At 68.0% G+C, this 13786-nt stretch carries 16 protein-coding genes; 6 read left to right on the top strand and 10 right to left on the bottom strand.

The annotated features are described in order from the left end of the window. Positions 1-17: 17 nt before the first annotated feature. Both OVA31_RS19345 and sdhC read right to left on the bottom strand, forming a co-directional pair. Complete coding sequence (locus OVA31_RS19345) at positions 18-476, bottom strand: succinate dehydrogenase hydrophobic membrane anchor subunit (protein ID WP_267628213.1); 459 nt, start codon at positions 474-476, stop codon at positions 18-20. A 10-nt stretch (positions 477-486) separates the two neighbouring features. Beyond that, complete coding sequence (gene sdhC / locus OVA31_RS19350; RefSeq protein ID WP_267628214.1) at positions 487-894, bottom strand: succinate dehydrogenase, cytochrome b556 subunit; 408 nt, start codon at positions 892-894, stop codon at positions 487-489. Between the two features lie 224 nt (positions 895-1118). Here sdhC and OVA31_RS19355 point away from each other — a divergent pair, with 224 nt between their 5' ends. From OVA31_RS19355 to OVA31_RS19365, 3 genes are read left to right on the top strand one after another with little or no spacing between them, the layout of a single operon-like run. After that, a complete protein-coding gene (locus tag OVA31_RS19355) occupies positions 1119-1520 on the top strand; it encodes a cytidine deaminase (RefSeq protein WP_267628215.1) in 402 nt (133 codons plus the stop codon). Further along, positions 1517-2917: a thymidine phosphorylase gene (locus tag OVA31_RS19360; protein ID WP_267628216.1), complete on the top strand. Its 1401-nt coding sequence runs from the start codon at positions 1517-1519 to the stop codon at positions 2915-2917. Before OVA31_RS19355 ends, OVA31_RS19360 begins: the two co-directional genes overlap by 4 nt. Then, on the top strand, positions 2914-4053 hold the full coding sequence (locus OVA31_RS19365) for an adenosine deaminase (protein WP_267628217.1): 1140 nt from the start codon (positions 2914-2916) through the stop codon (positions 4051-4053). Before OVA31_RS19360 ends, OVA31_RS19365 begins: the two co-directional genes overlap by 4 nt. Before the next feature lie 85 nt (positions 4054-4138). Here OVA31_RS19365 and OVA31_RS19370 read toward each other — a convergent pair whose 3' ends face one another. The 3 genes from OVA31_RS19370 to OVA31_RS19380 all read right to left on the bottom strand — a co-directional run bounded on the left by OVA31_RS19370 (position 4139) and on the right by OVA31_RS19380 (position 6794). Then, entirely contained in the window at positions 4139-5428 is a 1290-nt protein-coding gene (locus tag OVA31_RS19370; protein WP_267628218.1) for a primosomal protein, read from the bottom strand. Between the two features lie 86 nt (positions 5429-5514). Further along, positions 5515-6450, bottom strand: coding sequence for a C40 family peptidase (locus tag OVA31_RS19375; protein ID WP_267628219.1), 936 nt, complete (start codon positions 6448-6450; stop codon positions 5515-5517). Further along, complete coding sequence (locus tag OVA31_RS19380) at positions 6450-6794, bottom strand: type VII secretion target (protein WP_267628220.1); 345 nt, start codon at positions 6792-6794, stop codon at positions 6450-6452. The genes OVA31_RS19375 and OVA31_RS19380 overlap by 1 nt, the downstream gene beginning before the upstream one ends. 51 nt (positions 6795-6845) lie before the next feature. On the opposite strand from OVA31_RS19380, the gene upp reads away from it, so the two are divergent. After that, the gene (gene upp / locus OVA31_RS19385) at positions 6846-7469 is read left to right on the top strand and encodes a uracil phosphoribosyltransferase (RefSeq protein WP_267628221.1); all 624 of its coding nucleotides are present in this window, start codon (positions 6846-6848) and stop codon (positions 7467-7469) included. A gap of 31 nt (positions 7470-7500) precedes the next feature. On the opposite strand, the gene OVA31_RS19390 is transcribed toward upp, so the two are convergent. From OVA31_RS19390 to OVA31_RS19405, 4 genes are read right to left on the bottom strand one after another with little or no spacing between them, the layout of a single operon-like run. Then, a complete protein-coding gene (locus OVA31_RS19390; RefSeq protein ID WP_420714084.1) occupies positions 7501-8292 on the bottom strand; it encodes an ABC transporter ATP-binding protein in 792 nt (263 codons plus the stop codon). A gap of 5 nt (positions 8293-8297) precedes the next feature. Continuing rightward, entirely contained in the window at positions 8298-8867 is a 570-nt protein-coding gene (locus tag OVA31_RS19395; RefSeq protein WP_267628222.1) for a hypothetical protein, read from the bottom strand. Next, entirely contained in the window at positions 8864-10486 is a 1623-nt protein-coding gene (locus tag OVA31_RS19400; protein WP_267628223.1) for a phospho-sugar mutase, read from the bottom strand. Before OVA31_RS19400 ends, OVA31_RS19395 begins: the two co-directional genes overlap by 4 nt. Positions 10487-10493: 7 nt before the next feature. Next, positions 10494-11297, bottom strand: a complete 804-nt coding sequence (locus tag OVA31_RS19405; RefSeq protein ID WP_267628225.1) for a purine-nucleoside phosphorylase — start codon at positions 11295-11297, stop codon at positions 10494-10496. A gap of 36 nt (positions 11298-11333) precedes the next feature. Here OVA31_RS19405 and OVA31_RS19410 point away from each other — a divergent pair, with 36 nt between their 5' ends. Both OVA31_RS19410 and OVA31_RS19415 read left to right on the top strand, forming a co-directional pair. Then, the gene (locus tag OVA31_RS19410) at positions 11334-12032 is read left to right on the top strand and encodes an enoyl-CoA hydratase/isomerase family protein (protein ID WP_267628226.1); all 699 of its coding nucleotides are present in this window, start codon (positions 11334-11336) and stop codon (positions 12030-12032) included. A gap of 15 nt (positions 12033-12047) precedes the next feature. Beyond that, positions 12048-13235, top strand: coding sequence for an amidohydrolase (locus OVA31_RS19415; protein WP_267628227.1), 1188 nt, complete (start codon positions 12048-12050; stop codon positions 13233-13235). A gap of 17 nt (positions 13236-13252) precedes the next feature. On the opposite strand, the gene OVA31_RS19420 is transcribed toward OVA31_RS19415, so the two are convergent. Beyond that, positions 13253-13735, bottom strand: coding sequence for a gamma-glutamylcyclotransferase (locus tag OVA31_RS19420; protein WP_267628228.1), 483 nt, complete (start codon positions 13733-13735; stop codon positions 13253-13255). Between the last annotated feature and the right edge of the window lie 51 nt (positions 13736-13786).

The following is a 13786-nucleotide window of genomic DNA, read 5'->3' on the forward strand; positions in this document are numbered from 1 at the left end:
AAGTTCGTCAATCTCCTCTAGCCGACGCTGTTCACGTCGAAGGTCAGCAGGGCGTACGTGCCGAGCACGAGCACCAGGATCATCGAGATGCCGAGCAGCACGTTCAGCCAGAATCGGGTGGAGTCCTTGCGCGAGTAGTCCGCGATCACGGTCCGGACGCCGTTGCCACCGTGCAGCTGGGCGAGCCAGAGCATGGTGAGATCCCAGATCTGCCAGAACGGCTCACGCCACCGCGCCGCGACGAACGAGGCGTCGATGCGGTGCACGCCGTCGTCCCAGGCGAGCATGATGAACATGTGACCGATGGTCAGGATGATCAGGGCCAGACCCGAGAAGCGCATGAACAGCCAGGCGTACTTCTCGAAGTTGCCGCCCTTGCGCATGCGCGGCGCCCGCGGGTTGTCCAGACTCGCGGGCCGGTCGTACTCGGTGCCCAGCGTTTTGGCGGCACCCGGAGTGGCTTGCGATGCAGTCATCAGGTGCCTCCTAGAACGAGTGGGTGATCAGGATCTGCAGCAGGCGAATGGCCGCCGCTCCGAACACGATGACGAAGATGGTCACGATCGCCCACAGCATCTGCCGCTGGTACTTGGGGCCCTTCGACCAGAAGTCGATCAGGATGATGCGGACGCCGTTGAACGCGTGATACAGCACGCAGGCGACGAGCGCGATCTCCATCAGGCCGATGATCGGCGTCTTGTAGGTCTCGATGACCTCGGAGTACTTATTCGGATCGATCCGGATGACCGCGGTGTCCAGCACGTGGACGAATAAGAAGAAGAAGATGGTGACACCGGTGATCCGGTGCAACACCCACGACCACATGCCTGGGTCGCCGCGATACAGGGAGCGTTTGCGCACCGGGTCCGGTGCTACCTCGGTCGGGGTGCTCATCGGGAATTTGGCCTCCAACAGCGTCGATGGATGTGCCGAGTCGGCATTATCAGGCTCGGCCGTGGACCCATGCAAGAGACTTTAAACCTATGCTGACCCCGCGCATAAATTGCCCGAACCGATTTGGGCGACAACTGATCTCGACTTAGGTTTGCCTTACCAAGTTTTGCGCTGGTAAGGGATGTCACATCTTGGTCGTCCGTGCCGATTGTGAGGAGTTCGGTTTGGTTCCCGAAATTGACTGGAATCTGTTGCGGGACAAAGCATCATCGATGATCGATCGAGCCTACGCTCCGTATTCCGGATTTCCGGTCGGCGCGTCCGGGCTCACCCTCGATGGGCGCCTGGTTCTGGGCTGCAATGTGGAAAATGTCTCATACGGGCTCGGCATCTGCGCCGAGATCGCACTCTGCGCACATCTGTTCGCGACGGGCGGGGGACGGCTGATCGCGGTGTCGGTCTGCGACTCCCGAGGCGGGATCCTCATGCCCTGTGGTCGGTGCCGGCAGGTGCTGCTCGAGCACGGTGGTCCCGGGCTGGAGGTGGACCATCCGCGCGGGTCGACGACCCTGGGCCATCTGCTGCCCGATGCGTTCGGTCCCGATGATCTGGCGGCGGGCCGATGAGCGATCAGGAGCCGACGGTGGCGGATCGGAGCGGTGACGTGGATGCCGAGATCATCGATGCGATCTCGGTGATCACCACCAAACGCGATGGCGGAGAGCTGACCGACGGTCAGATCGACTGGGTGATCGACCGGTATACGCACGGCGCCGCGAGCGGGCCGGGTCTGCACGGCGCCGGGAGCGGAGCGAGCGGGCGCGTGGTCGACGAGCAGATGTCCGCCCTGTTGATGGCGATCTTCCTCCGTGGGATGAATCGTCGTGAGATCTCGCGGTGGACGCAGGCGATGATCGATTCGGGGCGGCGGATGGACTTTTCCGGCCTGCGGCGTGGTGGCCGTCGGCTGGTGACCGTCGACAAGCATTCGACGGGCGGTGTCGGTGACAAGATCACGCTGCCGTTGGCCCCGCTGGTGGCCTCGTTCGGGGTGGCGGTTCCCCAGCTGTCCGGCCGCGGACTGGGCCACACGGGCGGAACTCTGGACAAGCTCGAGTCGATCCGGGGCTGGCGCGCCGATATCTCTGCCGCCGAGATGGGCGAGCAACTCGAACGGGTCGGTGCGGTGGTGTGCGCCGCCGGAGGTGACCTCGCGCCCGCCGATCGGCGACTCTATGCGCTGCGGGATGTGACCGGGACCGTCGAATCCATACCACTGGTGGCCAGCTCGATCATGAGCAAGAAGATCGCCGAGGGCACAGGGGCGCTGGTCCTCGACGTGAAGTTCGGTAGCGGGGCATTTCTCAAGGCGGAAGAACAGAGCCGGGAACTCGCCGAGACGATGGTGTGGCTCGGGCATGCGGCAGGCGTGTCGACGACCGCCCTGTTGACGGATATGAACACCCCGCTCGGTCGCACCGCAGGCAACGCGCTGGAGGTGGCCGAGTCGGTGGAGGTGCTCGCCGGCGGCGGCCCCGCCGACGTCGTCGAGCTCACGCTTGCGCTGGCACGGGAGATGCTCGACGCGGCAGGCCTCACCGATGCAGATCCGGCACAACACCTGGCAGACGGGACCGCGATGGACACCTGGCGCGCGATGATCGCGGCGCAGGGCGGCGACCCCGATGCGCCGCTGCCTCGTGCCCGGCATACCGAGACGGTGCAGGCCACGCAATCGGGCATCGTCACGCGGCTGGATGCGATGGCAGTCGGGGTCGCGGCGTGGCGCCTCGGCGCGGGACGCGCCGTCCCGGGTGAGGCGGTGCAGGCCGAGGCCGGAATCACGTTGCACGCCAAGCCGGGTGATCAGGTGGCGGCGGGCGATCGGTTGTTCACGCTGCACACCCAGACCCCGGAGCGCCTCGGCGCGGCGCGGGCAGCATTGGCGACCGCGGTCGGAATCGGAGATTCTGCGCCACAACGCAGGCCGTTGGTCGCCGACCGCGTTACCGTCGGTTCATGACGCCCGACGACCCGACGACGCCGCCCGGGCGGCCGCTGGACCTCCCCAACATCTCCCTGGCACCCAAGGTGGTGCTCCACGATCACCTCGACGGCGGTCTGCGCCCGGCAACGGTTCTCGAACTCGCGCGCGAGGTGGACTATCCGGACCTGCCGGCCGACGACGCGGGGTCACTGGCCCGCTGGTTCCGCGATGCGGCGGACAGCGGTTCGCTCGAGCGCTATCTCGAGACGTTCGCGCATACCGTCGCGGTGATGCAGACCCCGTCTGCGCTGCGACGTGTGGCGCTCGAATGCGTGCGGGACCTGGCTGCCGACGGGGTGGTGTACGCCGAGGTGCGATACGCACCCGAGCAACACCTCGCTCGCGGGATGACGCTCGATGAGGTGGTGGAGGCGGTGCTGGCGGGTTTTCGCGACGGGGAGGCCGAAGCCGAGGAGCAGGGGCATCCGATCGTGGTGCGCTGCCTGGTTACCGCCATGCGCCACGCCGCCCGTTCGCAGGAGATCGCCGAGCTGGCGGTGCGATACCGGGACGACGGTGTGGTGGGCTTCGACATCGCGGGTGCCGAGGCGGGAAATCCGCCGACCCGGCATCTCGACGCGTTCGAGTTCATGCGCGCGAACAACGCACACTTCACCATTCACGCCGGTGAGGCGTTCGGGTTGCCGTCGATCCATGAGGCGATCGCCTTCTGCGGCACTGACCGCCTCGGGCACGGGGTCCGGGTCATCGACGACATCACATTGCCGCCGGGCACGGACCTGGCCGCCGAGTCGTTCGACGGAGTGGAGCTGGGGCAGATCGCGAACATGGTGCGGGACAAGCGTATCCCGCTCGAGTTGTGCCCCAGTTCCAACGTTCAGACGGGTGCGGTCGCCTCGATCGCGGAGCACCCGTTCAACGTCTTTGCACGCCTGCGGTTCCGGGTGACGGTCAACACCGACAATCGGCTCATGAGCGACACCACCATGAGCAAGGAGTTCTACCGACTGGCCCAGCAGTTCGGCTACGGCTGGGCCGATTTCGAGCGGTTCACGGTGAACGCGATGAAGTCGGCGTTCATCCATTTCGACGAGCGGCTCGCGCTCATCGACGAGGTCATCAAACCCGGGTACGCGGTGCTGGTGGGCTGACGTCGGTCGGGGTGATCTCGATACGGTGCCTCGCTGCGCTCGGTAGCTACTCGATCGGCGGTGGAGGCGGGGAGTCGGCCTCGCGTCAGGACTTCTTGACCAGGCGGTCTTCGAAGTCGTGTACCAGCGCGCGCCAGGCCTCGGACTCGTTGTCGAAAGGCGGACTCGGCGCCATCCGCTTGGGGTCGGGGTTGACCGCGTAATCGACGAACCAGCCCAGCGGCGTTGTCGAGCCGAGGGCCTCGTTGACCGAGTCGTCGTCGGCGTAGTCCGCTGCATCGGTGAGGAGTTCGACCGCGAGGTCGAGCTGATTGCGGTCGATGCGGCGCGGACCGTCGGCGATGTCGTCCACCAGCCCCGGCAACACGTACACGTTGTCGTCGATGACGTCGAACTCGAGTGAACCGTCGGTGGCCGAGGTTCGCACCTCGTCGAACGTCGACAACTCGGTGAGGTCGTGGTCGCGCGAGTCGGCGAGGTATCGGCTCAGCGATCGCGCGGAGGCGAACACGAAGATCTTGCCGTCGGCTCCGAGGAACACCGGGTCGTCACCGAGATAGCAACGCAGGGAGAGGTATTCGCCATCACCGGTCACGATCCGAATCGGATCGATGCCGACGTTGGCCCAGAAGTCGTCGTCGTCGATCTCGTCGATCTCGTCGTCGTCATCTTCGTCGTCATCGTCCGCTTCATCGGCCTCATCGGCCGAATCGCCGGCGTCGCCTTCGACCAGTTCGAGATCGTCGTCGTCGGGCTCGTCCTCGTCTTCGGCCGACGCGGCGGCCTCGAGTTCGGCCTCGGCGGTGGAGACGGCTGCCGCGTCCACGTCGGGGGTGCTGATCACATCGTCGATCGCGTCGATGACGTCGTCCCAGTGCTTCGCGATCAGGCGGCCGATCCGCACCCACAGGTCGACGCCCTCGCGTCCGACGAAGTTGCGGGTCCCGGTGGTGACGGCCCCCAGGATCGGATTGCCGTTGAAGAACTTGGTGATGACGGTCAGTTCGCAGACCTCGCCGAGAATCCGGACGATCTCGAGTGCATCCTCGAGTTCGGCGATGACCTCCGGACTGGGATCCTCGGCGGCGAGTTCCGGCACCCCGACCAGGTCGTAGGTGTGCTTGTCGTCGGGTACCAGTTCGTCGGCCTGCAATCCGACGACCGTCGACCACGCCGGATGATCGGCGAGATCATTGTCGTCGCCGGCGCGGATGAACGCGGCCAGCTCCGCGACGCCCGGGAAGCCGTACAGATCCTCGTCGAGTCCGAGGAAGGCCTCCCACTCGTCGTCACCCTCTCGCCACCGGGGTGCCCAGAGGGTGAAGGTGTTTCCGTCGGTGAGTCCGAGCTCGATGGGGACGATGTCTCCGGCCATGAGGACACAGCGTAGCGATCCGACCTGTGAACTCGGGTGGCGCCCCCGCGACCGGTCGATGAACGCCGGTCGTTGCGCATGCGTCGTCACCGCGGGCGGAAGAAGCCTTGGAAGCCCTGACCGGCGTTGGTGGTGCGCAACGGCGACACCTGAACCGGGTCGCCCGCCTCCACGAGTTGATCGTTACCCACATACATCGCCACGTGTCCATCCCAGACTGCGAGATCGCCGGGCTGAAGTTGCGACTGACTCACCGGTACCCCGGCGGTGTCCTGATCTTGAGCCAGGCGGGGGAGGTCCAGCCCGGCTTGGCGGTATGACCACTGCGTGAGCCCGCTGCAGTCGAAACCGCCGGGCGTGGTGCCGCCCCAGACGTAGGGCACGCCGCGCTGGCTCAAGGCCGCACGGACGGCCTTGGCGGCGCGTTCGTCCGGTGCGTATGCGGTGGAACCGTCGGGCAGCTCGATGGGGACACCACCTGCGGTGCGTGTGGTGGACAGATCGCCGATCTCCGCCGGTGCGTCGTGGCGCACGAGGGCCATCATCCGGTTGGTGTCCGACTCCAGTTCGGACTGTGTACGCGCCACGATCTGCATGCCACGGCCCACGTGATCGAGGGCGACCGGCAGGATCATCGCCAGGCCCTGGGGGCTGAACAGCGTCGGCCCGAGCGCCGACGCTGCGCGCTGAAAGGAATCGATCAGGGCGTTGAGGTGATCGGCCGCGACCTTCACCTTGAGTCCGGCGTCGTCGATCAGAGCCGCGATCTCGGTGCCGGCGGTGGCGACGTCCGCGATGGTGCGATGGGTTCGGTCGGCGGCGACGACGGCGCTGTCGGCGGCCGCGCCGTGCCACGACCGCGACGCCTGCTCGGTGGAGGCGGTCGACGCCTGCCGGATCTGCTCGAGTTGCGGGGTGGCGGTACGGAGTCGGTCGGCCGGATTGTCGGATGGCAGAACCCCGGTGCCGAGCGCGGTGATCATGATCCGCAGGGGCGCGATGAGGATGTCGATGGTGAGCATCAGAGTCGCAGCTCCCGGTCGGGGAGCGCGGCCGACGGCGTCATCGCCGACGTCACGGTCGCCGCGCTGCGGGCGTCGGTGTCGACGTAGCGGGACCTGGCGGCCCGGCTGCGCTCGCCCTGGCTCTGATGCCGCCCGGCGACGCCGTCGAGGCTGTGCGCGCGGGAATCGAGGGCGTATGCGGTGGCGGCGAGGAACTCGGCGCCGATCACGCCGAAGGTCATGGTGAGCTCTCCGACCTCGCCGCGCCGGCGGGCCGTGTGCGCTCGGATCTCGGCGGCGGCGGATTGTTGCCCGCGCGCATACGCGGTCAGCGAGTCGGGATGGACGGTTACGTCGGTCATGTTTGATCTGACGTCCGCCCGGCTGGTCCGGTTCCACTTAGGGTGTGTGTCATGCAGGTACAGATCGTCGATCACCCGCTGGCGGCCGCACGGTTGACGACCATGCGGGACAAGACCACCGACAATGCCCGGTTCCGTGCTGCGCTCTCGGATCTGACGCAGATGCTGATCTACGAGGCGCTCGCGGGGGCGCCGACCGAGTCGGTGCCGATCGAGACGCCGTTGATCGCGTTCGCAGGTACGCGGTTGGCCACACCGCCACTTCTCGTGCCGGTGCTGCGGGCGGGGCTCGGGATGGTGGAACAGGCCCACGCCATGGTGCCGGAATCCCATGTCGGGTTCGTCGGTGTCGCACGAGACGAGGCCACCGCACAACCGGTGCCGTACCTGGAATCGCTGCCGGACGATCTGGCCGGACTCCCCGTGTTCGTGCTGGATCCGATGCTGGCCACCGGCGGTTCGATGCTGCACACCATCGACCTGCTGGTGTCCCGGCATGCCACCGACATCACCGCTGTCTGCGTCGTCGCGGCCCCGGAGGGGGTTGCTGCGTTGGAGACCTCCGGGCATCCCGTGCGTCTCGTGGTCGCCGCCGTCGACGACGGACTCAACGATGTGTCGTACATCGTGCCGGGTCTCGGCGACGCGGGGGACCGTCAGTTCGGTCCGCGCTGACCGCACTGACCCACTGACCGCTGGCTCCGCGTCAGGCGGCGACGGCCGCCCAGCGGCCGCTCTCGCGGCGGACCACCACATCGTGGTCGAAGCAGACGCTGATCGTCGTCGACGTCAGCGCATCGTCGACCGGCCCGGCCGCGACCACCTCGCCGTCGCGCAGCAACATCGCATGAGATGTGCTCGCGGGCAGGTCCTCGAGGTGGTGCGTCACCAGCACGCTCGCCAGATTCGGCACCTCAGAACGTAATTGGTCGATGCCGGTGAGCAGCTTCTCCCGCGCGGCGAGATCGAGTCCGGTCGCCGGTTCGTCGAGGAGCAGCAATGCGGGCCGCGGGATGAGGGCGCGTGCGATCAATGTCCGGCCGCGCTCGCCCTGACTCATCACCGGCCACAGCGAGTCGCGACGCAGGGTCATGCCGAGCAGTTCGAGCAGCGCGTCGGCGTGGCGGTGCTCGTCCTCGGTGTAGTCGTGCCGGCGATCGAGTTCCGGTGTGTTGGTCAGGCCGGTCAGCACCACCTCGTGGGCGGTGAGTGGGATGTCGATCCGCCAGCGGGGGTCGACATGTCCGATATGCGTGCGCAGTTCGCGCATGTCCACGCGTCCGAGTCGTTTGCCCAGCACGTCCACCGAACCTCTCGTCGGGTGGCCGCGAGCGCCGAGGATCGCCATCAACGTGGACTTGCCTGCACCGTTGGGACCGAGCAGGGCCCAGTGTTCCCCGGGGGCCACCCGCAGGCTCACGTCATGCAGCAGCGGACGGCCGCTGCGGACAACGTCGATGTCAGAGGCGTCGAGGATCGGTTCGGTAGCCGGGTGCACGACCATCACCGTAGCCAGTGGGCGATCATCGGCTCGTCGGCGACCGTCTCCCCGCCCTGCGAGATGACCAGCGACTCGGGCGAGATGACGTATGTCACACCGTTGTTGGTGACCGCGAAGGTGTCGCCGATCCGCCGTGGGTAGTCCACCTCGACGCCCTGCCCGTCGGCTGAACCCTTGTAGTACAACCGCCCGGCCTGCCTGCCGACCTGGCAAACGATGACTCGGGAGCGTGGCGTCTCGCCGATCATCACGGCCGGGTCGTCGGCCCCGTTGCAGCGCGGGCCGTCCGGGTATCCCTGCCAGTCGGCGCCGGGAACGGTGGGGTGCGGGCGTTCGGTGGTGATGGTCGCCGTCGAGGTGGCGATGTCGGTGACGGTGCTGGTGACGATCGTCGACGCAGCTGTCGGTGCAGACGACGCCGACGCAGGCGATTCCGGGGTCCCGTCGTCGAGCAGGAGCAAGGCTGCGAGCGCGCCCGCGACGACGATCAGAACTCCGGCCGCGATGGCGACGATCACGATCGGCGACGACCAGGGGGAGCGGTCGTCGCGCTGCGGGGTCGGACGGCTCACGGCTCTCCTCCGGGTAGCTCAGCCGCCACCCGGGCGGCGAGTTCGTGCAGGTGGTCGGACGTCTGCGCGACGTCTGCCCGACCGGGGGGCGCCACGACCTCGAGGTAGTACTTGAGCTTCGGCTCGGTACCCGACGGCCGGGCGATCACCCGCAGGGAGGTGCCGTCGGCGGTGCGCCCGGTCAGTTGCACTGCGTCCGTGCGCAGTCCGTCGTCGCGGGTGGCGTAGTCCTCGACGTCGACCGGAATCCCCGCCGGCGCGCGGGGTGGCGACCGTCGCAGCGACGACATCAGGTCGGTGATGAGGTCGACGTCGGTGACGCGTATCGATCTCTGGGTGGTGACGTGGACGCCGTGCGCGAGCGAGAGTTCGTCGACGGCGCCAGACAGGTCCGACCGCATCGCGACCCGCTGGTCGGCGACCATGGCGGCCACCACTGCGGCCGCGATCCCGTCCTTGTCGCGGACCGCGTCGGGGTCCACGCAGTGTCCGATGGCCTCCTCGTAGGCGTACAGCAGCGGTTCTCCCGCCCGGACAAGCCATTTGAATCCGGTGAGGGTGCGTACGTGGCGGGCGCCTGCGGCCGACGCGACGGCCTGCAGCATCGAGCCGGACACGATGGTGCTGGCCACGACGGGTGCCGCGAGATCCGTGGTGGCGAGCAGATGCGCGCCGAGCAGAGCGCCCGTCTCGTCGCCGGTCAGCATGCGCCAGCTGCCGTGGACCCGGGCGCCGATCGCACAGCGGTCGGCATCGGGATCGAGTGCGATCGCGAGGTCGGCGTCGATGCGTTCGGCCAAGGCGAGTACCCGATCCGACGAACCGGGCTCCTCGGGGTTGGGGAACCGTACGGTGGGAAAGTCGGGATCCGGGGCGAACTGCTCGGCAACGACGTGTACGTCGGGAAATCCGGCGCGCCGCAATGCCGCGAGCGCGAGGGCGCCGCCGACCCCGTGCATCGCGGTGAGTGCTATCCGCACAGGCGAACCGTGCACGCGTCCGAATCGCGCCACGAGTCGCTCGAGGTAGCGAGCGGTGTTCGCGCCGGCGCGGAGGTCCGGCGAGACCCGTTGTCTGCCTATCGTGTTCGCCGGTGGCGCGGTCGCGATCAGCTGTTCGATCCGCCGATCGACCGGTGGTATGAGTTGCGCGCCGCCGGCGAGGTAGACCTTGTAGCCGTTGTCGGTCGGCGGGTTGTGGGACGCCGTGACCGCCACCGCCGCGGCGGCATCGAGGTCGCGGCACGCGAATGCGATCAGCGGAGTGGGTGTCGGTCCGGACAGCGCGACGACATCGAATCCCTGCGCGGCAAGGACCTCGGCCGTCGCAGTCGCGAAGGCACGCGAGCCGTGACGGGCATCCCGGCCCACCACCACCGTCGCCCCCGCCGCCCCGTCGTCGAGAAGGGCGCATCCAAGGGCGTGAGTGGCACGGGTGACCACCGCGACGTTCATGCCGGCAGGCCCGGCGCGTACCGGGCCACGGAGTCCGGCGGTGCCGAAACGAAGTGTGGCGGCAAAACGTTCGTCGAGTCGATCGGGGCCGAGCGCGGAGAGCTCGGCGCGGGTCAGGGGATCGGGGTCGGAGGCGATCCAGTCGCGCGGATCGATGGTCGACATCGTCGTGTCACACTTCGGCGATGATCGAGGCGAGGAGCTCGCCCATCCGGGCGGCCGAGGCCTGCCCGACCTCGAGAACCTCGTTGTGACTGAGTGGTTCGCCGGTCATCCCGGCAGCGAGATTGGTGACCAACGACATCCCGAGGACGTTCAGGCCCGCGGCACGAGCCGCGATGGTCTCGTGGACCGTCGACATCCCGACCAGATCGGCGCCGAGCGTGCGCAGCATGCGGATCTCGGCGGGCGTCTCGTAGTGCGGGCCCGGTAGCCCGGCATAGACGCCCTCCGTGAGGGACGGGTCGGTGCGGCGGGCGATCTCGCGCAGTTTCGGCGAGTACGCGTCGACGAGATCGACGAACTGCGCCCCGACCAGCGGGGATCGCCCGGTGAGGTTGAGGTGGTCGGCGATCAGGACGGGCTGGCCGACCGTCATGTCGTCGCGGAGCCCGCCGGCGGCGTTGGTCAGCACGATGGTGTGAGCTCCGGCCGCGGCGGCTGTCCGGACCGGGTGAACCACCCGCGCGAGATGATGTCCCTCGTAGGCGTGAATCCGGCCCAACAGGATCAGGACCCGACGATCTGCGACCTGCACCGAGTGCACGATTCCGCCGTGACCTGCTGCTTTCGGCGGGGTGAAACCGGGCAGTGCGGCCATCGGGACGCTGGCGACCGGTGTACCGAATGCCCGTGCCGCCGGAGCCCAGCCCGATCCGAGGACGACGGCGACGTCGTGGGCGGCGCAGTCGGTCTCGGCGGCGATCGTCGCGGCGGCCGCGGCGGCTGCGGCATCGGCGTCGGCAGTGGGGTCCATGGCCCTAACCTTAATGCGCGGCGATAAGGTCGCTACATGCCGTTTCTCAGTACTGCAGGCGAAGTCAGCGAGCTCTACCTCGGCTCCGAGGGCGTCGAACTAGACGCGTCGAATCCCGACAACCGGTTCCGGCTCGACTGGCTCGCCTCGGTCGGCGATCTCCTCGACCAGGTTGCCGCGGAGCCGACGAAACCACTCGTGATCACCGCCACCGGGAAGTTCTTCAGCAACGGACTCGACACCGACTACATCGCGGCCAACGCGAGCGGATTGCCGCGCTATCTCGATCGTGTCCACGAGCTCTACGTCAAGCTCCTCACCCTGCCCGTACCGACGGTCGCCGCCGTGAACGGGCATGCCTTCGGCGCAGGCGCCATGCTGGCCCTGTGCGCCGATGTCCGCGTGATGCGCACCGAGCGGGGATTCTGGTCGCTGCCCGAGGCGGCGCTCGGGATGCCGTTCACCCGCGGCATGAGTTCGCTGATCCGTACCCGGCTCACCGATGCCACTGCGACCGAGGCGATGTTGACCTCCAGGCGATATGGCGCCGACGACGCCGTGGGCGCCGGGATCGTCGAGGAGTCGGTCGAGGTCGACAGGCTGGTCGGGAGGGCCGCGGAGCTGGGTGTGGAACGGGCACCGCTGGCAGGTCCCAATCTCGGATTGATCAAGCGCGGCCTCCGGCAGCCGCTGATCGCCGACCTCGAGACCCCGACACCTGCGACCCTGTTGTGAGGGGTGGGCATGGCCGTGAGTGAGACCGAGGCCCAACCGGTGGCGCCGCGTGATCTGATCGGTGCGTGGTGGGCGGCGCACGGTCAGGATGTGGTGGCGTGGCGACGCCACATCCATGCGCGGCCCGAGCTCTCGCGGCAGGAGATCAACACCACTGACCTCGTGATCGCCGAGCTGACCGCGGCAGGTCTGCAGCCGCGTCGGTTGCCGTTGGGGACAGGCGTGGTGTGCGACCTCGGACGTGCCGACCAGCCACGGGTCGCCTTGCGTGCGGACATGGATGCCCTGCCGATCACCGAACACACCGGACTCGCGTTCAGCTCCACGGTCGAGGGGGTCTCGCACGCGTGCGGCCACGACGCCCACACCGCGATCCTCATGGGGGTGGCCAAGTTGCTCGCCTCCGTGGATGCGCTGCCGCTGGGCGTACGTCTGATCTTCCAGCCGGCCGAAGAGGTCATGCCCGGTGGGGCACTCGATGCCGTCGCCGCGGGCGTGATGAACGGTGTCAGCCGGATATTCGCGTTGCACTGTGATCCGAAACTCCCGGTGGGGTCGGTCGGATTGCGGTCGGGTGCGTTGACGTCGGCGGCCGACCACATCGATCTGCAGCTGCATTCCGCGGGCGGCCACACATCGCGTCCACATCTCACGGGTGACCTGGTGTACGCGATGGGCACGGTGATCACCGGCTTGCCGGGCATCCTGTCCCGCCGTATCGATCCGCGGTCGGGAACCGTGATGGTGTGGGGCGCCGCGCATGCCGGCAACGCGCCGAATGCGATCCCGCAGGAGGGGCGGCTGCGGGGCACCGTCCGCACCGGCGATCACACGACCTGGGCGGAACTCGAACCCCTGGTCCGCAGTGTGATCGGTGAACTTCTCGCGCCGCTCGGTGTGCGCTACGACCTGTCGTACTTCCGCGGGGTGCCGCCGGTGGTCAACGACGAGGTCGCGGTCGAGATGATGCGTACAGCTGTTGCCGCAATCGGGCCGAACGCGGTCGCGGACACCCCGCAGTCGCCGGGCGGCGAAGACTTCTCGTGGTACCTCGAGCACGTGCCGGGTGCGATGGGCCGGCTCGGTGTATGGGACGGGATCGGTCCCCACGGTGACCTTCATCAGCCGGGCTTCGACCTCGACGAGCGCGCCTTGGAGATCGGGGTGCGGACCCTCGCAGGCATCGCGCTGGGCGTCGCCTGACTGGCCGAACGGCGGTGCTAGGGCTCGTCGGGTCCGGGTCCGGGCCCGACGTTTCGCGATTCGCGCAGTCGAAGATCCTGTACGTACTCGGCGGGCGCGCCTGCGATTTCCGCCGCCTCGGCCATCACACCGAGGTAACGCGCCGACGGCAGGCCGCCCTCGTACGCGTCGAGCACATAGAGCCAGGCGAGCACCGGTCCGTCGGCCGTGTGGATCCGTGCGCGGATCTTGACGTGGATACCGAGTTCGGAACCCTCCCAGCGGTCGAGGTTGTCCTCGTCCTCGGAGGTCACGTCGTAGAGGACCACGAAGACCTTGGCATCGGAATCGTCCCGGTCCTCGGTGACGGTCGCGAGCGAACCCTCCCAGCCGATGTCCTCGCCGCCGAAGGTCAGTCGCCAGCCGTGCAGCCACCCGGTTCCCGACATCGGCGAGTGCGGTGCACGCTCGGCCATCTGCTCGGGATGCATGTTCGAACCGTAGGCGGCGTAAATCGGCACGGGCGAAAGCCTAGATGGTCGGCGCGCCCCGCGAAAGCCGACCCTGCCCGA

The organism is Gordonia sp. SL306, from assembly GCF_026625785.1.
Taxonomy (GTDB): Bacteria; Actinomycetota; Actinomycetes; order Mycobacteriales; family Mycobacteriaceae; genus Gordonia.

Coding starts and splice junctions, on each gene's coding strand:
- OVA31_RS19400 (WP_267628223.1), bottom strand. CDS start 10,486: ATGTCGACCATCGATCCGCGCGACTGGATCGCCTCCGACCCCGATCCC.
- OVA31_RS19380 (WP_267628220.1), bottom strand. CDS start 6,794: ATGACCGACGTAACCGTCCATCCCGACTCGCTGACCGCGTATGCGCGC.
- OVA31_RS19375 (WP_267628219.1), bottom strand. CDS start 6,450: ATGCTCACCATCGACATCCTCATCGCGCCCCTGCGGATCATGATCACC.
- OVA31_RS19345 (WP_267628213.1), bottom strand. CDS start 476: ATGACTGCATCGCAAGCCACTCCGGGTGCCGCCAAAACGCTGGGCACC.
- sdhC (WP_267628214.1), bottom strand. CDS start 894: ATGAGCACCCCGACCGAGGTAGCACCGGACCCGGTGCGCAAACGCTCC.
- OVA31_RS19410 (WP_267628226.1), top strand. CDS start 11,334: ATGCCGTTTCTCAGTACTGCAGGCGAAGTCAGCGAGCTCTACCTCGGC.
- OVA31_RS19360 (WP_267628216.1), top strand. CDS start 1,517: ATGAGCGATCAGGAGCCGACGGTGGCGGATCGGAGCGGTGACGTGGAT.
- OVA31_RS19365 (WP_267628217.1), top strand. CDS start 2,914: ATGACGCCCGACGACCCGACGACGCCGCCCGGGCGGCCGCTGGACCTC.
- upp (WP_267628221.1), top strand. CDS start 6,846: ATGCAGGTACAGATCGTCGATCACCCGCTGGCGGCCGCACGGTTGACG.
- OVA31_RS19370 (WP_267628218.1), bottom strand. CDS start 5,428: ATGGCCGGAGACATCGTCCCCATCGAGCTCGGACTCACCGACGGAAAC.
- OVA31_RS19405 (WP_267628225.1), bottom strand. CDS start 11,297: ATGGACCCCACTGCCGACGCCGATGCCGCAGCCGCCGCGGCCGCCGCG.